Source organism: Burkholderia sp. MSMB1078WGS (assembly GCF_001528895.1).
GTDB lineage: Bacteria > Pseudomonadota > Gammaproteobacteria > Burkholderiales > Burkholderiaceae > Burkholderia.
Map to the genome: position 1 here is coordinate 1 of NZ_LPDI01000044.1, position 21,823 is coordinate 21,823.

Consider the following 21,823-nt stretch of genomic DNA (forward strand, 5'->3'; position numbering starts at 1 on the left):
GACGTTGTTCTTCAGCGTCTGGCGATCGATCGACTGCACGCCGAACGCCATCTGCGGCTGCTGGTCGATGAAGATCAGCTGGCTGTTGTGCGGGGTAAGTACTTCAAGCTTGGGGTTGCTCATGATGGTGATGTCCTTTGACGCGAAGAAAGATGAGGCTTGCCTGGCCGACGAATCCGCGAAACGTCCAATGCGCCGAGTCGCAAGCGTCGGCAGCCGGCCTGCGCCATTCAATACGTGAACTTGCGGCCGCACCAGTTAATTGTTCTGATTTTCGCCACGCGCTGAATTCAGACTGAAAAGATCTGAATTTCATTGAATGTGCTGACGACGAACGCGCGGACCTGATAGGCTGGCCCAAGACTTTCGGATCGACGCCAGCCCGGTAGTTGTCCGTATCTTTAACGGCCGTCATTCCATTCCAGACCCATGAAACCGTACATTGCTTCACTTCTCGCCGGCATCCTCGCCGGCGTCGTTTATGCGCTGATCGGCGTGCAATCGCCGGCGCCGCCCGCCGTCGCCCTGGCCGGCCTGCTCGGCATTCTCGCCGGCGAGCAGATTCTTCCCGTGGTGCGTCGGATGTTCGACGGCATCCAACTGGGAACCGCGTGGCGCGACGCCAAGTGCAGCCAGCACATGTTCGGCGCGCTGCCCGGCGCACACGCCGACGCTGCCGTAAAGCGCCGCGAATCGACGCCGACGTGACGGGCCGATGTCGAGCGAACGCGGCGTCGGCCCGACCGTTGGCTCGCAGGCGTGCGTGTCCCGGCACGTCGGATGACGACCCGTTTTGAACCGTATTGGATTCAGCGTCGCTCGACGGCGCGACATCGCCCGATGCGCTTGCCGTCGCGAAATTCGCCATGAAGCTGTCTTTCGAAGCACTCGAGGCACTGGACGCGATCGACCGCACCGGTACGTTTGCCGACGCCGCAGAGTTGGTGCACCGCGTGCCGTCCGCACTGACATACGTCGTACGGAAGCTCGAGAACGATCTCGGCGTCGCGTTGTTCGATCGCAGCGGGCGTCGTGCGAAGCTCACGCACGCGGGCCGCATCGTCGTCGAGGAAGGCCGCCGTCTGCTTCGCGCTGCCGAACAGCTTGAACGGAAGGCGCAGCGCGCGCAGCAAGGTTGGGAAACCGAGATCCGCGTCTGCATCGCCGAGATACTGCCTTTCGACAAGCTGTGGCCATACGTCCACGCGTTCTACGATCTCGAAATGGATACGCGGCTGCGACTCTCCACCGAAGTGCTCGGCGGCACCTGGGACGCGCTGATTTCGCGGCGGGCCGATCTGATCGTCGGCGCGGCCGGCGAGCCGCCTGAACTGCCGGACATCGTCGCGCAGCCAATCGGCATGCTGCGGCACGTGTTCGCGGTCGCCCCTACCCATCCGCTCGCCGCGCTGCCCGAACCGCTGTCGATGGCATCGATCGTCGAGTATCGCGGCGCGGTGATCTCCGACACGTCCCGCGAACTTCAGCCGCAGTCGGCCGCGCTTGACCCTGGCCAACGGTATCTCGCGGTGCCGACGCTCGCTGCGAAACTGGCCGCGCAATGCGAAGGGCTCGCGGTGGGTACGCTCCCGGACTGCATCGCGGCGCCCGCGATCGCGCAAGGCAGGCTCGTCGCGCGGGAAGTCACCGGCATGCGCGACACGACCCATTGCTATATCGCGTGGCGCGCCAACGAAGCCGGGCGCGCGCTACGCTGGTGGGTCGAACGGCTCGGTCACCACGACCTCGTCGACCGGTTCACCGCGCGCGTGTGACGCTGCGCTTTCTACGAACGGTCGAGCGGTCTCGCGCTTGCTCACCTGCATCAAACCGTTCCCGAAATCAGCGTCGAAAGAATGAAGAGCGGAGCGGCTTCGCCGCCCCCCATTCCGCACGCAGCCGACGTCGCGTGCGGAATCGGCGTTCAGCGCGACGCGGACGGCTCGCCGGTCCGGCCGGATCGCCAGGTGAGGAAGCCGAGCGCCGCGAGCGGCAGCGCCAGTGCCCAGAACCCGGCGTACAGGTAGGCGCTCGCCCCGGCGCCCGCGCCGAGCGCGAATCCGGCAACCGGCGGCAGCGTGCGTCGCAGCCGCGCGCGTGCGGCTTCCCGTTCGGCCGGCGCGGCAATCGGCACGAGCCAGTCGAATGCATCGATGACCGCCTGCGTGACGTTGCCGGTCATCACGGTGTTCGCGACGACGGTGCGCGCGGTCAGCCGGCCGTGCGCGTTCTGCACGCCCATTGCCGCCGCACCGAGCAGCCCGCAGACGATCGTCGCGGGCGCATCGGCGCTGCCGATCGGCGACGCCGCGACGCCGGCGAGCATGAATCCGGCCAGCAGGATCGTCTGCAGCGCGTACAGCGCGCGCGCCCGCGGGCCATGCCCGCGCACGCGCATCCGGTGATCGAGCAGGCGGGCGGCCACGATCCCCGCGATGAATGCCGGAAACGCGAGCCACTTGATCATGAGGCCCTGACCGACACCGGCGAGGCCCGAGCCGATCAGGATGAAGTTGCCGGTGACGTGCGCGGTAAAGAGCCCGAACAGCGCGACGAAGCCGAGCGTGTCGACATAGCCGGCGATCGATGCAAGGTACACATCCTCGCCGTGCAGGCGATCGGGGGCCGCCGCGCCCGCTACCGTTACTTGCACGGGCTGCATGTCGTGGCTTCCGCGGTTGTGTCGGCGGTGTCCGCATCGCGGACCTGTGCGGCGAGCGGGATCGCCTGCTCGTCGGCGACGATGCCGAGCCGGCGCGCGAGCGCGATCAGCGGCGCCGCGGGCGATTGCACGCGCACGCGGTGATACGGGAAGCCGACTGCGATAGCGGCTCCCGGCGAGATCAGATAAGGCATGGTCCGTTCCGGTTGCGCCGCGGGCCCGGCCGACAGGATGGCGTCCGGCCCGTGCGGCGGTTCTGAAGCAAGACTAAGGGAACGCCCGCCTGAAAGTCACGGCGGCGAACTGAATTTTCCTGAAAGCGCCGCGCAACGCGCGGCTCGGCATGGCGCCCGCCTGCGTGGCCGGCCGCGCCGGGGCGCGCGTACGACATCGCGACGCCGGCCTCCGAAGCACAGCGCAACGCGGAAATCGAACGACAGATCGACGCGTTCCTCAACGGCACGCCGGCCGCGCTGAAGCGTATCGCGTCCGGCTCATCCGCGATGCGCCCGCGCCGCAAGCGACGCAGCGGCGCCACGCTCGAGCCGATTCAGAACGATTCAGCCGCGACGCGCGTCGCCTGCCCTATGCTCGGACAGCATCGGACGCGTGCCGTATCGCGCACCGCCCGCAGAACCGGGATTCCTCCATGACGACCGACACGCTTGCACTCACCCATCACACCGTTACGGCGAACGGCATCCGCCAGCACTTCATCGACGCCGGCGCCGGGCCCGTCGTCGTGCTGCTGCACGGCTTCCCCGAAACCAGCTTCGCGTGGCGCTTCCAGATTCCGGCGCTCGCGCGGCACTATCGCGTGATCGCGCCCGACCTGCGCGGCTACGGCGAAACCGACAAGCCCGCGGCCGGCTACGACAAGCGCAACATGGCGCGCGATCTCGCCGCGCTGCTCGATGCGCTCGGCATCGAGCGCATCGCGCTCGTCGGGCACGATCGCGGCGCACGCGTCGCGACGCGTTTCGCGAAGGACTTCCCCGAACGCGTCGAGCGGCTCGTCGTGATGGACAACGTGCCGACGCGCATCGTCGCGCAGAACATGACCGCGCAAACGGCGCGCGCATACTGGTTTTTCCTGTTCCATCAGGTGCCCGACCTGCCGGAGGCGCTGATCGCCGGCAAGGAAGCCGAATGGCTCGGCTATTTTTTCGCGGACTGGTGCTACAACCCGCACGCCATCGCGGGCGACGCGTTCGACACCTACGTGCGCGCGTATCGGCGCCCGGGGGCCGTGCGCGGCGCGCTGGCCGACTATCGCGCGAACGCGGAAGACGTGCAGCAGGACCTCGTCGATGCCGACGTCAGGATCGCGTGCCCGACGATGGCGATCTGGGGCGAGGATTTCTACGCGGTCGGCAAGATGTTCGACATGAAGGCCGTATGGGAAAGCATGGCGACGAACCTGCGCGCCGAGCCGATCGCACAGTGCGGGCATCTGCCGCACGAGGAACAGCCCGAGCGCGTGAACGCGCTGCTGCTCGACTTCTTGCGCGGCTGGGCCGGCTGACGCAACGCCCGCCGCACGCGGCATCATCGGAGGAGCACCGGATGGAACACGGATCGGGCCGCAAGGCCGTCATCGCCGGCGGATCGGTCGGCGGGCTGTTCGCGGCGACCGCGCTGCGCGCGGCCGGCTGGGACGTGCGCGTATTCGAACAATCGCCGTACGCGCTCGACAGCCGCGGCGGCGGCATCGTGCTGCAGCCACCGATCGAGCGCGCGTTCGCGTTCGGCGGCGTAGCGCTGCCGCGCGACGCCGGCGTCGATTCGATCGACCGGATCTACGTCGATGCGCAGGACCGGATCGTGCAGCGCTTCGCGATGCCGCAGACGCAGACCGCGTGGAACGTGATCTACACGGCGCTCAAGCGCGCGCTGCCGGCCGGGGTCATCCAGGCCGGCGACGCGTTCGAGCGGTTCGAGCAGGACGGCGAGCGGATCGTCGCGCATTTCGCGAGCGGCCGCGCCGAGACCGCCGACCTGCTGATCGGCGCGGACGGCGGCCGCTCGACGGTACGCGCGCAGTTGCTGCCGGACGTGCGCCCGACGTATGCGGGCTATGTCGCGTGGCGCGGGCTCGTCGACGAACGCACGCTGCCCGAGCAGGTGCTGTATCTGCTGCGCGAACGCTTCACGTTCCAGCAAGGCGACCGGCACCTGTTCCTCACCTATCTGGTGCCCGGCGCCGACGGCGCAACCGAAGCGGGCAAACGGCGCGTGAACTGGGTGTGGTACCGGCGTCTGGCGGCCGACCGGCTGCCGTCGCTGTTCCTTGCGCGCGACGGCACGCAGCGCGACGGATCGCTGCCGCCCGGCGCGATGCGCGACGACAACCGCACGGAACTCGTCGACGCCGCCGACCGGATGCTCGCACCGACGCTCGCCGCGCTCGTCGATGCGACACCCGCGCCGTTCGCGCAGGCGATCCTCGATCTCGCGGTCGAGCGGATGGCTTTCGGGCGCGCGGTGCTGCTCGGCGACGCCGCATGCATCGTGCGCCCGCACACGGCGGCGGGCGTCGCGAAAGCCGCGGACGACGCGGTCGGTCTCGCCGAAGCATTGCGCGACGTCGCACGCGGCGCCGCGTTCGATGTCGCGCTGGCAGGCTGGGACGCCCGTCAGCGTGCGGCCGGTGCGTTGCTGTCCGCGCGCGGGATCGCGCTCGGCGCGCGGTTGATGGGCGCGGCGTGAAGGTGCGCCGGCCGTCTGTCGGCCGCCGCGCGGTACGGAGCGGCCTCGGGATTCAGCGCACGCAGCACGCTCGCGCGCCCGCCGTCGTCTGCGGGTAGTTGCGGCTGTCCGCGCGCGAAAGCTGGGGCCGCGGCTGCCGCAAGCCACGCGGCGATCGCCAGCCCCTTCGCTCGGCGCTTCATTGCGCGCTCGCGGTCGAGACGGACGCCGACGTCGCGGCCGTTGCCGTGTGCCAGTCGCCATGTGCGATCGCATACAGTTCGCGATTGCGCGCAATCGTCTCCGTGCTCGGTGGATAGTCCGAGTTCGACGTCGGCAGCGTACCGTCGCGCTCCGCCCGAATCAGGTCGGCGCGCACGTCGGCGCGCGTGATCGTGTCGCCGGCGGTTTGCGCGAATGCGACGATCGGTGCGCTCAGCGCACAGGAAAGCAGGACTGCACGAATAAGATTGTTCATGACGTTCACCTCCGAAAATGGCATGTTCGCGTCCGCAGATCAGGCCGGACACCCGCTCCGCATCGATGCGACGAGGAGTGGTATCCATTCTGCGATTCGCGCGCTTTCCGGAAGGTGAGGCTTCGATTACGGTCTTGTCATCCGGTCGCGGCCCGGTCGCACGGCAGCGTCAGTCGACGCGCAACGGCGCCGTGTGTCGGACGGTGCCCAGAAACCGCGTCAACTCCACGGTCTGCGGCCGCTCGAAGATCTCGTCGGGCGTGCCGCTCTCCCATACACGCCCCTGGTGCATGAACACGATCCTGTCGCTCACCGCACGCGCGAAGTTCATCTCGTGCGTGACCATGATCAGCGTCATGTCCTCGCGCGCGAGCTGCTCGATGACCCCCAGCACCTCCCCGACGAGCTCGGGATCGAGCGCGGACGTGATCTCGTCGCACAGCAGCACACTCGGCTTCATCGCGAGCGCACGCGCGATCGCGACGCGTTGCTGCTGGCCGCCCGACAGGTGTTCCGGAAACGCGTCGAACTTGTCGCCGAGGCCGACGCGCTCGAGCATCAGCTCTGCGATCGCACGTGCCTGCTGACGGTGCGCCTTTTTCACCACCGACTGCGCCAGCATCACGTTCTGCCCGGCGCTCAGGTGCGGAAACAGGTTGTACTGCTGGAACACCATGCCAACCTTCAGCCGCAGCGCACGCAGGTCGGCGTGCCGTGCATCGACGCGTTCTCCGTCGACCGAAATCGTGCCTGCGTCGATACTCTCGAGCCCGTTGAGCGTGCGCAGCAGCGTGCTCTTGCCCGAGCCGCTGCGGCCGATGATCGATACGACCTGCCCGCGCTCGACGGACAGATCGATGCCCTTGAGCACATGATGGGTGCCGAAATTCTTCTCGACACCCCGGGTTTCAACGAGCGGCATGCCATCTCCTTTGCAACGTGCGCGCATAACGGGTAAGCGGATAGCAGAGCGCGAAATAGATCAGCGCGACGAGGCCATATACGACGAACGGCCGGAACGTCGCGTTCGAGATCGCGATGCCGACCTTCGTCAGCTCGGTGAAGCCGATGATCGACACCAGCGCCGTATCCTTCACGGCCTGCACGCCGAAGCCGACCGTCGGCGCGATCGCGATGCGCGCGGCCTGCGGCAGGATCACGTGACGCAACTGCTCGACGTAACCCATCGCCAGGCTCGCCGACGCCTCCCACTGCCCTTTCGGCACCGCCTCGACACAGCCGCGCCAGATTTCGGCCAGATACGCGCTGGTGAAGAACGTGAGCCCGGCCGTGGCCGCGACCCACGGCGAAACGTCGAGCCCGACGAGCGGCAGGCCGAAGAACACGATGAACAGTTGCATCAGCAACGGCGTGCCCTGGAACACTTCGATATAGAGCTTCGCGACGCCGCGCAGCACCGTCGAATTCGACACGCGCATCACGAGCAGCCCGAGGCCGACGAGGCCGCCGGATACGAACGACACGATCGACAGCACGATCGTCCAGCGCGCGGCCAGCAGCAGGTTCGCGAGAATTTGCCCAAGCGTGAAATCGATCATCGCGCACCTCGCACGCGCCGGGAGAACAGGCGGCGGCCCATCGCGCCGAGCGTGGCGCGCAGCAGCAGCGCCATCGCCAGATACGCGAGCGTGATCGCGAAGTACGTCTCGAATGCGCGGAAGTTGCGCGACTGAATGTAGCTTGCCGCATAGGTCAGGTCGGCCACCGAGATCTGCGACACGACCGCCGAACCGAGCATCGTGATCACGATCTGGCTCGACAGCGCGGGAAACACCTTGGCGAGCGCCTGCGGCAGCACGACGTGGCGCAACATCTGCGCGCGCGACATCGCCAGCGCGGACGCCGCCTCCAGATGCCCTTTCGGCACGGCGGCCACGCCCGCGCGCACGATCTCGACCGAGTACGCGCCGAGATTGAGCGTCATCGCAAGGATCGCGGCCGTGTATTCGTCGATATGCACGCCGAGCGCCGGCAAGCCGAAGAAGATGAAGAACAGCTGGACGACGAACGGCGTATTGCGAATCGCCTCGACGTACGCGCCGATCAGCGGGCGCAACCGCACGGCCGCGCGCGCGTCGGCGCTGTACGCGGCCGCGCCGAGCACGCCGATCGCCACGCCGAGCACGGTCGCGACCGCGGTCAGCGCGAGCGTGATCGCCGCGCCGCCCGCGAACACGCCGGCGTACTCGGCAAGCTCGCCGAATTGAAGCTGGTAGCTCATGGGAACGGGATAAGTTCGGGTTCGGACAACGACACGTGCCGCGCCGGGCATCCCGGCCGCGGCGACGTGTCACGCGGCACGGCGTTTCGTCACAGTCCGGCCGGCAACGGCTGGCCGAGCCACTTGCGCGACATTTCGCCCAGCGTGCCGTCCTGCTTCGCATGCGCGATCGCATCGTCGATCTTCGCGAGCAGGCGTGGCTCGTTCTTGTTGACGCCGACGAAGCACGGCGAATTCTTGATCACGAACTTGACCTCGGGGCGGCGCGGCGGATTCTTCGCGAGAATCGCCGCCGCGACGATGTTGCCGGCCGCGATCAGTTGGACTTGCCCCGACAGGAACGCCTGGATCGTCGCATTGTTGTCCTCGAAGCGCTTGATCGTCGCGCTCGGCGCGAGCTGCGACAGCGCGATCTCCTCGAGCGCGCCGCGCGTGGCGCCGACCGTCTTGCCGGTGAGGTCGGCGGGCGCGCTCACCTTCACGTCGGACGGCCCGAACACGCCCTGGAAATACGGTGCGTAAGCGCTCGAGAAATCGATGACCTTCTCGCGCTCCGGCGTCTTGCCGAGCGACGAGATCACCATGTCGACCTTGTTGGTCGTCAGGTACGGAATCCGGTTCGCGCTGTTCACGGGCACCAGCTTCAGCTTGACGCCGAGCGCCTTGGCGAGGAGTCCTGCCATGTCGATGTCGTAGCCCTGCGGCTGCATGTCCGTGCCGACCGAGCCGAACGGCGGATAGTCCTCGGGCACCGCGACGCGCAGCGTGCCGTTTTTCGCGATGGTGTCGAGCGCATCGGCGTGGGCCGGCGCGGCGGCGAACAGCGCGATCACGGGGGCGGCGATCAGTACAGCCAGCCAGGTGCGTCGGGGGAACGGTCGGGTCGTCGGGCTCACGGTGAATCTTCCTTGTCTGGTATGTCGTCGGGCAGCGCGCAACGATTGCGCGGCCGAACCACTCCAGCAAAAACCAGGCCATTGCCGCAAAACGCCGGCTGCATCGGCGCGAGACGGAAATTTCGGCGAACCTTTCGGTGTACCGCATTCCTCATTTCGGTGCATGAGCCGGCACCTTCGGCAACGGTTGCCCTCGCAGTGCGCGCCGGCGCACCAAATTACCCAATTGGTTCACCCGCCGCCGAGGCCCCTATGCACGGATTCGAACAGACGCAGTCCAATTTTGCATGCCGTTTGTGACGGGAATTACGGCTGACTACGTTCGCGACGTACCGTGCCTTTCGCCACACCCGGCGAATCGCGAACAGGACGGGTGCGCTTGCTTGCGCGCGCCGGTCCGCCGGTACCGGTGGTCCCGATCGTCCCGCGATCGGGATGATTCCAATCCCATCCGTGCGCGAGGATACCGTCATGGCATCGATTCCCGAACCGTCGACAACCGGCGAAACCGACAAACGCAGCTGGCTCGAATCGCACGAAGCCGGCTATCACAAGACCCTCGGCAATCGACAGGTGCAGATGATCGCGATCGGCGGGGCCATCGGCACCGGGCTCTTTCTCGGCGCCGGCGGCCGGCTGCAGGCCGCCGGCCCGTCGCTCGCGATCGTCTATCTCGTATGCGGCGCGTTTTCGTTCCTGATCCTGCGTGCGCTTGGCGAGCTCGTGATGCATCGCCCCAGCAGCGGCAGCTTCGTGTCGTACGCGCGCGAATTCCTCGGCGAGAAGGCATCGTTCGTCGCGGGCTGGATGTACTTCCTGAACTGGGCGATGACCGGCATCGTCGACATCACCGCCGTCGCGCTCTACATGCATTACTGGGCGCCGTTCGCGGCCGTGCCGCAGTGGATCTTCGCGCTCGTCGCGCTCTGCATCGTCGCGACGATGAACCTGATCGGCGTGAAGTGGTTCGCGGAGATGGAGTTCTGGTTCGCGCTGGTCAAGGTCGCCGCGATCGTGCTGTTTCTCGTGATCGGCGCGGCGATCCTCGGCACGGGCATGCCGGTGGCCGGCCATGGCACCGGCATGCATCTGATCACCGACAACGGCGGGTTCTTTCCGCACGGACTGATGCCGGCGCTGGTGCTGGTGCAAGGCGTGGTGTTCGCATTCGCAGGCGTCGAACTGGTGGGCACGGCCGCCGGCGAATGCAAGGATGCGCGCAAGGTGCTGCCGCGCGCGATCAACAACGTGATCTGGCGCATCGCGATCTTCTACGTCGCATCGGTCGTGCTGCTGGTCTGCCTGCTGCCGTGGAGCGCGTACAAGGCGGGCCAGAGCCCGTTCGTCACGTTCTTCGGCGCGCTCGGCGTGCCGGGCATCGGCTCGGTGATGAACCTGGTGGTGCTGACGGCCGCGCTGTCGAGCCTGAACTCCGGCCTGTATTCGACGGGGCGCGTGCTGCGCGCGCTGTCGATGGGCGGCTCGGCCCCCGCGTTCCTCGCGCGGATGAGCGCGCAGTCCGTCCCGTACGCGGGCATTCTGGTGACGGTCGCGATCTATGTGGTCGGCGTGCTGCTCAACTATCTCGTGCCGTCGAGCGTGTTCGAGATCGTGCTGAACATCGCATCGCTCGGCATCGTCAGCACATGGGGCTTCATCGTCGTGTGCCAGATGAGGTTCCGCGCCGCAGTCCGGCGCGGCGAGGCGGACGACGTCTCGTTCAGGATGCCGGGCGCGCCCGTGACATCGTGGCTCACGCTGCTGTTCCTGCTCGGCGTGCTGGTGCTGATGGCCTTCGACTACCCGAACGGGACATGGACGATTGCATCGATCCCGCTGGTCGCGCTGCTGCTCGTGGCCGGCTGGAAGTGGTTGAGCCGCCGCGCGCGCCGTGCGTTGCTCAAGCCGACGATTCCGTCGGTCGCCCTCACGCAGAACGTGCTCGAGAAGGGCGAGCACTGAATCGCGGCGGCATGCGTGCCGTTGACCGATCCGCCGCCGGCACCGCGGGCGGCGGTCGATCGCCGCGTTCAGTGATGCTCGTACAACTGCTGCGCGTCGAGCGACGCGAACGATGAGGTCGCGGGCTTTGCAGCGTCGGTCGGCCGTGCAGCGGCCGATTGCGCTTGCTGCGCGGCGACCTTCGCCTCGGCGGCCTGAATGTCTTCCGGATAGTAAGGATCGCTGCCGATCGGCCGGTAACCGGCCTTTTCGACGCGGACGAGATCGGCGCGCACGTCGGCACGCGTGAGCTCATGGTCGGTGGTTTGCGCAAAGGCGACGATCGGTGCGCTCAGCGCACAGGAAAGCAGGACTGCACGAATCAGGTTGGTCATGATGTTCACCTCACAAGATGGCATGTTTGCGTCCGCAGATCAGGCCGGACATCCGCTCCGCATCGATGCGATGAGGAGTTGTGTCCATTCTGCGATTCGCGCGCTTTCCTGAAGGTGAGGCTTCGATTACGGATTTGTTATCTGGTCGCCCGCGCCTGTCACAGGTGCGTCGAGCGGTCGTACTTCCGGGATCATCGCGGCCTGGCCGTGCACGGTTCCGTCTGCGTCCATGAGCTGCCACACGGTCGCGCGCTCGATCCAGAACCGCTTGCCGGACTTCGTCACCCGCACGCCGCGGTATTCGGACACGAAGCCGTCGCGCATCACCTTGTCGAGAAACACCTGACGCTCGTGTCGCTCCATCGGCTCCGCCGACAGACGGGACGGCAATGCCGTCAGTTCATCCCAGTCGTATTCGAAAATCGCCTGCGCGCGCCGGTTGCCGTACATGAAGACCGGATCGGCCGACGTGTCGTGCGCAAGCACGCCGAAGGGCGCCGTACCGTACAGCCACGCGGCGCCGTCGGATGAGCTCATACCGTCGGGCACAAGCGGACGGTTCACGAGCCGGCGATACGAATCGGCAAGTAGGAGGAAGAAGTTTGCATCGGTGCGCAACGACATCGGTCTGGCTCCTGAAATGGGCGAGATACGCGAATGAGCGAAGGTTTTGCCGCCGGACATTATATGGATGAAGCGGCGCACCGCCGTCGGCGGCGACGATTCGGCCAGCCCGCCTCGCGCTGGGCGCCCCGCCGCACAGCCGCTGCTGCCGCGCCGGCGCAGATAACGGTTTCGTAATCCTCGAGTCAGGGTCGGGTCAACGCTGCGCCGGCAGACTGCACGCTCGTCGCATCGAATGCGCATCCGAGCCCTGCTTCGAGGAGCACCATCATGTGGATCGTCCGGCTGGCGTTACGCAGGCCTTACACGTTCGTCGTACTCGCGCTGCTGATCTTCATCGCGGGACCGCTCGCGCTGCTGCGCACGCCGACCGACATCTTCCCGAGCATCGACATTCCGGTCGTCAGCATCGTCTGGTCGTACAACGGCTTCTCCGCGGAGGACATGGCCAAGCGGATCACGTCGAACTACGAACGCGCGCTCACGTCCGACGTCGACGACATCGAGCACATCGAGTCGCAGTCGCTGAACGGCGTGTCGGTCGTGAAGATCTTCTTCCACCCGGGCGCCGACATCAATCGCGCGATCGCGGAAGCCGCGAGCAACGCCGCGTCGATCCTGCGCATCCTGCCGCCCGGCACGCTGCCGCCGAACATCATCACGTACAACGCGTCGACGGTGCCGATCCTGCAGCTCGGGCTGTCGAGCGACACGCTCGCCGAGCAGCAGCTGTACGATCTCGGCAACAGCTTCATCCGCACCCAGCTCGCGACCGTCCAGGGCGCGGCCGTGCCGCTGCCGTTCGGCGGCAAGATCCGCCAGATCGTCGTCGACCTCGATACGCGCGCGCTGCAGGCGAAAGGGCTCGCACCGATCGACGTCGTCAACGCGATCAATGCGCAGAACCTGATCCTGCCGGGCGGCACCGCGAAAATCGGCACACACGAATACAACGTGCAGATGAACGGCAGCACGCAGACGGTCGCCGCGCTGAACGACCTGCCGGTGAAGACGATCGGCGGCAATGTCGTGTACGTGCGCGACGTCGCGCACGTTCGCGACGGCTACGCGCCGCAGACCAACATCGTGCGGGCGGACGGCAAGCGCGCGGCGCTGCTGACGGTCGAGAAAACCGGCAGCGCGTCAACGTTGACGATCATCGACCAGGTGAAGGCGATGCTGCCGAAGATCGCGGCCGGGCTGCCGAAGGCGCTGCACATTGCGCCGCTCGACGATCAGTCCGTGTTCGTGAAGGCGGCGGTCCAGGGCGTCGTGCGCGAAGCGCTGATCGCCGCCTGCCTGACCGCGCTGATGATCCTGCTGTTTCTCGGCAGCTGGCGCGCGACGCTGATCATCGCGGTCACGATCCCGCTCGCGGTGCTCACGTCGCTGCTCGCGCTGTCCGCGCTCGGCCAGACCATCAACATCATGACGCTCGGCGGGCTCGCGCTCGCGGTCGGGATCCTCGTCGACGACGCGACCGTCGCGATCGAGAACATCACGCATCATCTCGAGCTCGGTGCGCCGCTCGAGGACGCGATCCTGACCGGTGCGGGCGAGATCGCGGTGCCGACCTTCGTGTCGACGCTGTCGATCTGCATCGTGTTCGTGCCGATGTTCCTGCTGACGGGCGTCGCGCGCTATCTGTTCGTGCCGCTGGCCGAGGCCGTGATCTTCGCGATGATCGCGTCGTACTTCTTCTCGCGCACACTGGTGCCGACGCTCGCGATGGCGCTGATGCGCGCCAAAGGGAGCGGCCGGCCGCCGCGCGGCGTATTCGCACGCATCGCGCGTTTCCAGGCGGCGTTCGAGCATCGCTTCGAGGCCGTGCGGCTGCGCTATCGCGCATTGTTGTCCGCGGCGATCGCGCGGCGCCGCCGCTTCGCGGCCGCGTTCCTGCTCGCATGCGTCGCATCGACGGGCCTCTACGCGTTCGCCGGGCAGGACTTCTTCCCGTCGGTCGACACCGGCGAGATCCGCCTGCATCTGCGCGCGCCGACCGGCACGCGGATCGAGGAAACCGCACGGCTGACCAACGAAGTCGAAGCGAAGATCCGCGGCGTGATTCCGGCGAACCAACTCGCCGGCGTGCTCGACAACATCGGCGTGCCGGTCAGCGGAATCAACCTCACGTACGATTCGTCGGACCCGATCGGCACCGAGGACGCCGACGTGCTCGTCACGCTGAAGCCGAATCACGCGTCGACCGCCGCCTACGTCGCGACGCTGCGCAACGTGCTCGCGCAGTCGTTCCCCGGCGTGACGTTCGCGTTCCTGCCGGCCGACATCGTCAGCCAGATCCTCAATTTCGGGTTGCCGGCGCCGATCGACATCCAGATCGTCGGCAACAAGCTCGACCAGAACCGCGCGGTTGCGAATGCATTGCTCGCGAAGCTGCGCGGCGTGCGCGGGCTCGTCGACGCACGCATCCAGCAGCCCGGCGACGAACCGGCGATCGACGTGAACGTGGACCGCACGAAGGCGATCCAGGCGGGCCTGCAGCAGCGCGACGTCGCGCAGAACCTGTTGATCGCGCTGTCCGGCAGCTCGCAGACGACGCCGAACTTCTGGCTCGATCCGCGCAACGGCGTCAGCTACCCGGTGCTCGTGCAGACGCCGCAATACACGGTGAATTCGCTGCAGTCGCTCGCGAACGTGCCGCTGCCCGCCGGCACCGCGAGCACGCCGCAGACGCCGGCCGGCGGCCCGGCCGCGGGCGCGTCCGCACAGAACCTGCTCGGCGCGCTCGGCACGTTCTCGCGCTCGACCCAGCAGGCCGTGGTGTCGCACTACAACGTGCAGCCGGTGCTCGACATCTTCGCGGCGGTGCAGGGGCGCGATCTCGGCGGCGTCACGGCCGACGTGACGAAGCTCGTCGACGCCGCGCGCGCACAACTGCCGCCCGGCTCGTCGATCGTGCTGCGCGGCCAGGTGCAGGCGATGCACGAGTCGTTCTCGGGCCTGCTCGGCGGCCTCGCGCTCGCGATCTCGCTGGTCTACCTGCTGATGGTCGTGAACTTCCAGTCGTGGCTCGATCCGCTCGTGATCGTCGGCGGGCTGCCGGCGTCGCTCGCCGGCATCGCGTGGATGCTGTTCGTCACGGGCACCACGCTGTCGGTGCCCGCGCTGACCGGCACGATCCTGTGTATCGGCATCGCGACCGCGAACAGCATTCTCGTCGTGAACGCGGCGCGTGAGTTGCTCGCGGCCGGCGCGCCGCCGTGGCAGGCCGCGCTCGACGCAGGCTTCAGCCGCTTCCGGCCCGTCGTGATGACCGCGCTTGCGATGCTGATCGGCATGTTGCCGATGGCGCTCGGCCTCGGCGACGGCGGCGAGCAGAACGCGCCGCTCGGCCGCGCGGTGATCGGCGGCCTCGCGTTCGGCACGTGCTCGACGCTGCTGTTCGTGCCGGTGCTGTTCGGCTTCGTTCACGCGTGGCTCGCGCGGCGTCGCGACGCCGCGGCCGCGCGGCGTGTGCAGCGCGCGCCCGACACGCCAGTGCTGCGTTGAGTGCAGACGGCCGCCCCTTCTCATCCTTCGATTCGCCCGACCCGGACCCATCATGAACGACTCGATCGAACCCGTCGCCCCACCGCCCGCCGCCGAAGCGGCCACCGCGCCCGCAGCCGTGCCGCCCGCCGCACGCGGCGCCGCCCCCGACACGCCGCCGCCTCGCCGCGCCCGCAAGCTCGCCGTGCCGCTCGCGGCCGTCGCGCTCGCCGCCGCGCTGCTCGCGCTCGGCATCGTGCCGCGTATCGATGCACGCGCCGCGCAGCGTGCGCAGGTGGCCGCGCAGCAGGCGCTGCCGGTGTCGGTCGTCGTGCCCGGCGCGGCGCCGGCCGACCAGACGCTGACGTTGCCCGGCTCGGTGGCGCCCTATGCGGACGCGTCGATCTATGCGCGCACGAGCGGCTACGTTGCGCACTGGAGCGCCGATCTCGGCACGCACGTGAAGGCCGGCCAGACGCTCGCGCGGATCTCGGCGCCCGATCTCGACGCGCAATTGCGCCAGGCGCGCGCCGACGAAGCGAGCGCGCAGGCGAACTACGACTATGCGAAATCGACCGCGCAGCGCTGGCAGGACATGCTGAACACGCAATCGGTCTCGCAGCAGGACACCGACACGAAGGTCGCGGACATGAACGCGAAGCGCGCGATGCTCGCGTCCGCGCAGGCCAACGTCGCGCATCTTGCCGAACTCGTGTCGTACGAGTCCGTCACCGCGCCGTTCGACGGCGTGATCACCGCACGCAACGTCGACGTCGGCACGCTGGTCACCGCGGGCGGCACGCCGGGCAGCCCGGGCCTGTCCGGCGAACTCTTCCATCTCGAACAGACGGACACGCTGCGCGTGTTCGTCGACGTGCCGCAGGACAGCGCGGCCGGCGTATCGACCGGCACGCCGGTCTACCTGACGACGCCGCAGTATCCGGGGCGGCGGCTTGCCGCGCGGGTCGCGCGCAGCGCGGGCGCGATCGATCCCGTCACGCGCACGCTGCGCGTCGAGATCGACGTCGACAACCACGATGGCGCGCTGATGCCCGGCGCGTATGCGCAGGCGCATCTCGCCGTGCCGAGCGCGGCGCCGGCGCTCGATCTGCCGGTCAGTGCACTGCTGTTCCGGCCGAACGGCGTGACGGTCGCCACCGTCGGCGCGAACGGCCGAACCGCGCTGAAGACCGTGCAGATCGGACGCGATTTCGGCACGCGCGTCGAAATCGTCGCGGGGCTCGCGGCAACCGATCGCGTGATCGACAACCCGGGCGATGCGATCACGGCCGGCGAAGCCGTGAAGATCGTGTCGACCGCGCACGATGCGGCGCCGGTTGCCGCCTCAGCTGCGCGCCCCGCGCAACCTGCCTCTGCCTCTGCCTCTGCCTCTGCCTCCTCCGCCGCCGCGCGCGGCGCGCCGCCGATGCGTGCCGTCGGCGCCGATGGTGCCGCGACGGCCGCATCGGCGCCGGTCTCGGCGCCCGCGCGCGGCTGACTCATCGACGACGACTCACGAGATATCCGCCATGCGCTTCCTTCACCCGCTCCCGTTCGCCCGCCGCGTCGCCGCGCTCGGCGCCGTGGCCGCACTGACCGCCTGCTCGACGCTGCCGCCGTATTCGCCGCCCGCCGTCGCGGTACCCGCGAACTACGCGGGCGCACCGGCCGCGCAGTCCGGCTGGCGCACCGCGACGCCGGCCGACGCCGCCGCGCGCGGCGCCTGGTGGACCGTCTTCGACGATGCCGACCTGAATGCGCTCGAAGCGCGCGTCGACGTGTCGAACCAGACGGTGAAGAAAGCCGTCGCCGAGTTGCAGCAGGCGCGCGCGACGGTCGACTATCAGCACGCCGGGTTCCTGCCGACGATCACTGCGGGCGCCGCGCAAAGCCGCGCGCGCGTGTCGCAAAACCGGCTCGGCTCGTCGCTTGCCGGCAAGGCGACGCCCGACTATCAGGCGGGCGTGGCCGCGAGCTGGGAACCCGACGTGTTCGGCCGCGTACGCGACGCGGTGACGGGCGCGCAGGCGGACGCCGCCGCGAGCGCGGCCGATCTGCAGGCCGTGAAGCTGTCGGTCACGGCCGAACTCGCGACCGACTATTTCGCGCTGCGCTCGCTCGACACGCAGAAGCAACTGCTCGACGACACCGTGCGCGCGTACGCGGACGCACTGACGCTGCTCAAGCGGCAACTCGCGGCCGGTGCGATCGATGCGTCGGCGGTCGCACAAGCCGAGACCCAGCTCGAATCGACGCGTACGCAGGACACCGATATCGACGCGTCGCGTGCGCAGTTGCAGCACGCGATCGCGACGCTCGTCGGCGAGAACGCGTCGACATTCGTGCTGCCGCCGCGCGTGCAGGCGTTCCACGTGCCGGCCATTCCGGCCGGCGTGCCGTCGCAACTGCTGGAGCGGCGGCCCGACATCGCGGCGGCCGAGCGCCGTGTCGCGGCCGCGAACGCGCGGATCGGCGAGGCGCGCGCCGCGTTCTTCCCGGATCTCGTGCTGTCGGCGAGCGTCGGCCTCGAGAGTTCGTTCTTCGCACCGTGGCTCACCGCGCCGAGCCTGTTCTGGTCGCTCGGCCCGCAGCTCGCCGGCACGCTGTTCGACGGCGGCCGCCGCAGCGCGTCGCTGCGCGGCGCGCACGCGCAATACGACGGTGCGGTCGCCGACTACCGGCACACCGTGCTCGTCGCGTTCCAGCAGGTCGAGGATCAGTTGTCGGCGCTTGACGCACTCGCGTCCGAAGCCGACAGCCAGCAGCGCGCGACCGACGCGGCCGATCTGTCGCTGCGGCTGACGACGAATCGCTTCAACGCGGGCGCCGTCAGCTATCTGGACGTGGTGACCGCGCAGACGATCGCGCTGACGAATCGGCGCACGACCGATCAGATCGACGCGCGCCGGATCGAGGCAGAAGTCGGGTTGCTGAAGGCGTTGGGCGGTAGTTGGCAGGTTAGCGTGGGTGCAGGCACGGATGCGTTGTAGTCGCCACACACCGCGATTCCCACGGTCAAATCACCCGCCCCATTCCTTCGTCAGCAACGTAAGCCCGCGCTCGGCGGCAACCTTAACCAGACGGGCATATGCAGCGTCGTGCTTGCGACGCGTACGGGTCGGAGACGTGTCTCGACTCATCACGTTCAGAACTGGGCCGTCACCTGAAAACCGACCGTGACACGCGCCGTGGGGAATCCGGACGGCTTGTAGATCGGCGTGCCGGCGAACAGGTCGTAGCCGTACCCACCGAAACGCGTCGCGACGCTGCCTTTCACGCCGATCACCGCACCTGCCAGTTGCGTACCCACCAATGCCACCGGTTGCGGGCCCCATACACGACCGTAGTCAATGCCGGCATAGACTGCTTGCCCGGTCTGCCCGATCGGCGCCTGTAGTTCGTTGCGCCAGTAAAAGCCGCGCGCCGCGGCGAGCATCGTTTCGCCGTCGAAACCGCGCACCGTGTAGCGGCTGCCGATCGTCAGGTCATCGATGTAGTACAGCGTGTTGCCGGTGTACTGGCCGTGGAACGTCGTGACGTACCGGAACGGCTGCTGCGCAATCGCGAACGGCACCGACAGATTCGCATCGAACACGGCCATCTTGAACCGATAGGTCGGCCCACCACCCGCCGCCAACAGATCATCCTGAGCACCCAATCCACCAACGCCTTGCCGATACGCAAGCGAGCCATCGAACTGCGCGCCGCCGAAGTAGTGGCGATCGGTCAGGCCGAGTTCGATCATCGTGTTATTGCGGCGCTGCTGCGAAATCTCGGTGTCTTCGATAAAGCTTTGTCCGAAACGACGCGACAGGCGAGCGTACGCACCGAACACATCATTCTGGCTACGGGCAAGCACTCGGGCCAGCTTGAAATCGACCGTCTTTGAATTGCCGCTCGCCACGAATGTTTGATTCACGCCGGCGATCTGTTGGTAGTAGGTGTTCGTGTACGCGGACAGCGTCGCGGTCCAGTAGCCCCACGGGATTGAATAGAAACCGTTCCAACCGTGCGAGCCAAGGCGCTTGTCACCGAGTTCAAGGTCTTGACTCGCGCCGATGTTGAAGATGTCGTTCAACCCGAGCGGGTTGTCGATACCGAGCGACAGGTTGCCTTGCAGCTTGCCGGTAGCGCGGGTACCCGAGTTGTCGATCGACGCAACAACCGTCCAGGGCTTGCCGCGTTTCACGTCGAGCACGACGTCGCTCTCGCCGGGCACGTCGGCCGGCACAATCTGCATCGACACGTCCTGGCTCGTCACGCGCTTCATTTGCTCGAGTCCCTGTTCCAAGTCGCGCAGGTTCAGGAGTTCGCCGTCGCCAGTCGGGAAGGCGGTCTTCCAGGCGCCACGCAATTTCTCGTCGGAGAAGCGCACGTGTCGAACCATGCCGGGAATCAGCGATAGTTTCAGCATCCCGCTCGACAGGTCTTGCTCAGGAACAAGCACGCGCGTGGTCACGTAGCCGCGCGACAAAATCGCTGCAGAGATGCCCTTGACGATCGTATCGACACCTTGCTTGCCGACACACTGGCCCGCATAGTGGGCGAGCCATTCGCGCGCAAAGGCGAAACGATCCATCGGCAGCGCGGATGCGCCTGCCGATTTCGTGGCGGCCGGCAACGAGTCCGGCACGTCGAGCGTAAAGCGGTCGATCCGGAAGCACGGCTGTTCGCTCGGTAGTAATGGATACATTTCGACGCGCGGTACGTCTGAACGCACAGAAGGGGTACGCAGCGCTGCGTCGCGCTGTTGCGCGTCGCGTTGCTGCTGTGCTTGCCGATCCTGTTCAGCATTCGCGCGAGCGGCGGCAGCTTGATCGGCAGGTGACGGCGCTTGTTGTGCCTGCACTGCAAACGGCGCAAGAGCAAAGATCGGCAGCCAACGTACACGACGGGAGTACCGTGTCGATTTCATTGTCAATTTATTGTTGCCAGAACGGTTGACCTTCCAGCGCATCGTACTCAGCCAGTGGTTTCTTCTGATCACGATATAATCCCGGAAAATCCGCAATTACAAATCGAACAGGATTGTAGATATTAAATTCATCAAAAATAATTTTTACCGAATTGCATGCCTGCCCGGCTCAACCAAGATATTTCCAAAAAATATATCACTCAAGCCACTCCAATTCAAATCAAGGCACGCGATGAATGAATTATTTTACATTTCACACCAATCAACTGAAGATGCCGACATCTTCATAAAAATTTGCCTTGCTTGACGTGTTAAGACTTGAACCTCACCTAGATTCTTCTAAGCGAATATATGGTCGATACAATCGATCCGTTAGTAGAGCCCAATCTAGCCCCGGACGCCTTCCCGCGACGAATACATCAAGACATTAAAAAAGAATCTCACATCCAATGTAGAGCCAAGCTCATACATGGAGCACCCTCCGTGAAAATAAATTTTTCTCATGGCAACAACTCTTTAAATCGGATCAAATCAATCTTAACTATGTCGTTATTTTTTTATGAAAATTAGAAAACAAAACCCAACGTGTCGTCAAGACCAGCGACGCTCCCCGTGTTACGCTGAAGCACGTCGCGAGAGCCGAGCGTCACGGATTATTCATCAACTCTTTGATACCTTGATCTATCAATGATTTGAACTCTTGTAAATTCACGCGCCACGCTCGGGCATTCTCGGGCCCGTACAATTCAATAACGTAATCACACCCCGGCTCCTTCGATATTTCTGCGAGTTGCTTGGCTTCAAACCATATTTCATAAACCAAACTATCTCGATCCACAACGCTTGCTACCTGCGCAGTCAAAGCACTCATTTCGGCGGCTCCATGAAACCAATGAATTTACCATCGCCATAGTAACGCACCCTTCGACCACCAGTTGCCGCAATATCAACCACGTTACCAAAGCGCCCTGTCTCGCGCTGCGTCACCGTACGTCCGGGATCATTCAGGATGCTACAAACAATTTGCTGCCCTTGTTCATTGATTTCTGCTGGACTACTCTTTGCATTTGGAAACGCGCTATCCGTATGCTTGCCATGTTTTTGCATTTTGCTGCATCGGAAATATCGCTAACGCTTTTTCCACCAATCGTTGAATTCGATTGACCGTCTCCATTTCCACCACTCGACAAAACAGACCCGCCCGGCGTCACGACAGGGGCAGCGTTCACAGTCAGACACAAGACACCGATCTACACGGTACAGCACCTACCATAACCGTGGCCCCTGCTGGCCCGCTCGGCGTCTTCGGTCCGCCACCGAATTCGCCACGTCACGCGGCAAGTTCTTCGCGTCTTCTCCGAAGCCCAGTCGACGAATGCATCAATTCACTCGGTTCCTCCTGCACGATTTGGCGATATCGAACATCAGATCAATCCAGGATCTACAATTCTTTCAACCACTTAATCGACGATGCCTCCCGGTATGCGTATACA

General features: G+C 66.1%; 20 protein-coding genes and 1 pseudogene. 8 read left to right on the top strand and 13 right to left on the bottom strand.

All coding sequences use genetic code 11. The features are described from left to right. A pseudogene (locus WT24_RS13825) lies at positions 1-123 on the bottom strand (hydrolase); the annotation flags it as partial. A gap of 306 nt (positions 124-429) precedes the next feature. Here WT24_RS13825 and WT24_RS13830 point away from each other — a divergent pair. Together WT24_RS13830 and WT24_RS13835 are read left to right on the top strand one after the other, a co-directional pair. Further along, the gene (locus tag WT24_RS13830; protein WP_059499784.1) at positions 430-708 is read left to right on the top strand and encodes a XapX domain-containing protein; all 279 of its coding nucleotides are present in this window, start codon (positions 430-432) and stop codon (positions 706-708) included. Between the two features lie 158 nt (positions 709-866). Further along, the gene (locus tag WT24_RS13835; protein ID WP_060034089.1) at positions 867-1,775 is read left to right on the top strand and encodes a LysR family transcriptional regulator; all 909 of its coding nucleotides are present in this window, start codon (positions 867-869) and stop codon (positions 1,773-1,775) included. A 149-nt stretch (positions 1,776-1,924) separates the two neighbouring features. Here the strand turns inward: WT24_RS13835 and WT24_RS13840 are convergent, their stop codons facing one another. Together WT24_RS13840 and WT24_RS13845 are read right to left on the bottom strand one after the other, a co-directional pair. After that, positions 1,925-2,662 (bottom strand): YoaK family protein, encoded by a 738-nt coding sequence (locus tag WT24_RS13840; protein WP_060034046.1) that lies wholly within the window; start codon positions 2,660-2,662, stop codon positions 1,925-1,927. Continuing rightward, on the bottom strand, positions 2,644-2,856 hold the full coding sequence (locus WT24_RS13845) for a DUF1427 family protein (RefSeq protein WP_060034049.1): 213 nt from the start codon (positions 2,854-2,856) through the stop codon (positions 2,644-2,646). Before WT24_RS13845 ends, WT24_RS13840 begins: the two co-directional genes overlap by 19 nt. Before the next feature lie 455 nt (positions 2,857-3,311). Here WT24_RS13845 and WT24_RS13850 point away from each other — a divergent pair, with 455 nt between their 5' ends. Together WT24_RS13850 and WT24_RS13855 are read left to right on the top strand one after the other, a co-directional pair. Further along, positions 3,312-4,187, top strand: coding sequence for an alpha/beta fold hydrolase (locus tag WT24_RS13850; protein WP_060034052.1), 876 nt, complete (start codon positions 3,312-3,314; stop codon positions 4,185-4,187). Positions 4,188-4,228: 41 nt separating this feature from the next. Then, the gene (locus WT24_RS13855; protein WP_060034055.1) at positions 4,229-5,371 is read left to right on the top strand and encodes an FAD binding domain-containing protein; all 1,143 of its coding nucleotides are present in this window, start codon (positions 4,229-4,231) and stop codon (positions 5,369-5,371) included. A gap of 178 nt (positions 5,372-5,549) precedes the next feature. Here the strand turns inward: WT24_RS13855 and WT24_RS13860 are convergent, their stop codons facing one another. The 5 genes from WT24_RS13860 to WT24_RS13880 all read right to left on the bottom strand — a co-directional run bounded on the left by WT24_RS13860 (position 5,550) and on the right by WT24_RS13880 (position 8,966). After that, entirely contained in the window at positions 5,550-5,828 is a 279-nt protein-coding gene (locus WT24_RS13860; protein ID WP_059793070.1) for a DUF4148 domain-containing protein, read from the bottom strand. A 169-nt stretch (positions 5,829-5,997) separates the two neighbouring features. After that, the gene (locus WT24_RS13865; protein ID WP_059499790.1) at positions 5,998-6,750 is read right to left on the bottom strand and encodes an amino acid ABC transporter ATP-binding protein; all 753 of its coding nucleotides are present in this window, start codon (positions 6,748-6,750) and stop codon (positions 5,998-6,000) included. Beyond that, the gene (locus WT24_RS13870) at positions 6,737-7,387 is read right to left on the bottom strand and encodes an amino acid ABC transporter permease (RefSeq protein ID WP_059499791.1); all 651 of its coding nucleotides are present in this window, start codon (positions 7,385-7,387) and stop codon (positions 6,737-6,739) included. The genes WT24_RS13865 and WT24_RS13870 overlap by 14 nt, the downstream gene beginning before the upstream one ends. Beyond that, positions 7,384-8,070, bottom strand: coding sequence for an amino acid ABC transporter permease (locus tag WT24_RS13875; RefSeq protein WP_060034057.1), 687 nt, complete (start codon positions 8,068-8,070; stop codon positions 7,384-7,386). Before WT24_RS13875 ends, WT24_RS13870 begins: the two co-directional genes overlap by 4 nt. A gap of 89 nt (positions 8,071-8,159) precedes the next feature. Beyond that, a complete protein-coding gene (locus WT24_RS13880) occupies positions 8,160-8,966 on the bottom strand; it encodes a transporter substrate-binding domain-containing protein (RefSeq protein WP_059499793.1) in 807 nt (268 codons plus the stop codon). A 471-nt stretch (positions 8,967-9,437) separates the two neighbouring features. Between WT24_RS13880 and ansP the strand changes: the two genes are divergently transcribed. Next, positions 9,438-10,928, top strand: a complete 1,491-nt coding sequence (gene ansP, locus WT24_RS13885; protein ID WP_059499794.1) for an L-asparagine permease — start codon at positions 9,438-9,440, stop codon at positions 10,926-10,928. Positions 10,929-10,996: 68 nt separating this feature from the next. Here ansP and WT24_RS13890 read toward each other — a convergent pair whose 3' ends face one another. Both WT24_RS13890 and WT24_RS13895 read right to left on the bottom strand, forming a co-directional pair. Beyond that, positions 10,997-11,302 (bottom strand): DUF4148 domain-containing protein, encoded by a 306-nt coding sequence (locus WT24_RS13890; protein ID WP_059499808.1) that lies wholly within the window; start codon positions 11,300-11,302, stop codon positions 10,997-10,999. Positions 11,303-11,428: 126 nt separating this feature from the next. Next, positions 11,429-11,926: an MEKHLA domain-containing protein gene (locus WT24_RS13895; RefSeq protein ID WP_060034060.1), complete on the bottom strand. Its 498-nt coding sequence runs from the start codon at positions 11,924-11,926 to the stop codon at positions 11,429-11,431. A gap of 270 nt (positions 11,927-12,196) precedes the next feature. Between WT24_RS13895 and WT24_RS13900 the strand changes: the two genes are divergently transcribed. The 3 genes from WT24_RS13900 to WT24_RS13910 are packed head-to-tail and all read left to right on the top strand — an operon-like array spanning position 12,197 to position 18,405. Then, positions 12,197-15,436 carry an efflux RND transporter permease subunit gene (locus WT24_RS13900; protein WP_060034062.1) on the top strand — a complete coding sequence of 1,080 codons (3,240 nt, stop codon included), beginning with the start codon at positions 12,197-12,199 and terminating at the stop codon, positions 15,434-15,436. A 52-nt stretch (positions 15,437-15,488) separates the two neighbouring features. Continuing rightward, a complete protein-coding gene (locus WT24_RS13905; protein ID WP_060034065.1) occupies positions 15,489-16,913 on the top strand; it encodes an efflux RND transporter periplasmic adaptor subunit in 1,425 nt (474 codons plus the stop codon). Between the two features lie 31 nt (positions 16,914-16,944). Next, complete coding sequence (locus tag WT24_RS13910) at positions 16,945-18,405, top strand: efflux transporter outer membrane subunit (protein ID WP_060034068.1); 1,461 nt, start codon at positions 16,945-16,947, stop codon at positions 18,403-18,405. A 155-nt stretch (positions 18,406-18,560) separates the two neighbouring features. Here the strand turns inward: WT24_RS13910 and WT24_RS13915 are convergent, their stop codons facing one another. The 3 genes from WT24_RS13915 to WT24_RS34325 all read right to left on the bottom strand — a co-directional run bounded on the left by WT24_RS13915 (position 18,561) and on the right by WT24_RS34325 (position 21,437). Beyond that, positions 18,561-20,330 carry a ShlB/FhaC/HecB family hemolysin secretion/activation protein gene (locus WT24_RS13915; protein ID WP_060034071.1) on the bottom strand — a complete coding sequence of 590 codons (1,770 nt, stop codon included), beginning with the start codon at positions 20,328-20,330 and terminating at the stop codon, positions 18,561-18,563. Positions 20,331-20,976: 646 nt separating this feature from the next. Then, positions 20,977-21,201 (bottom strand): hypothetical protein, encoded by a 225-nt coding sequence (locus WT24_RS34320; protein WP_156440539.1) that lies wholly within the window; start codon positions 21,199-21,201, stop codon positions 20,977-20,979. Continuing rightward, on the bottom strand, positions 21,198-21,437 hold the full coding sequence (locus WT24_RS34325; RefSeq protein ID WP_156440540.1) for a hypothetical protein: 240 nt from the start codon (positions 21,435-21,437) through the stop codon (positions 21,198-21,200). The genes WT24_RS34320 and WT24_RS34325 overlap by 4 nt, the downstream gene beginning before the upstream one ends. Between the last annotated feature and the right edge of the window lie 386 nt (positions 21,438-21,823).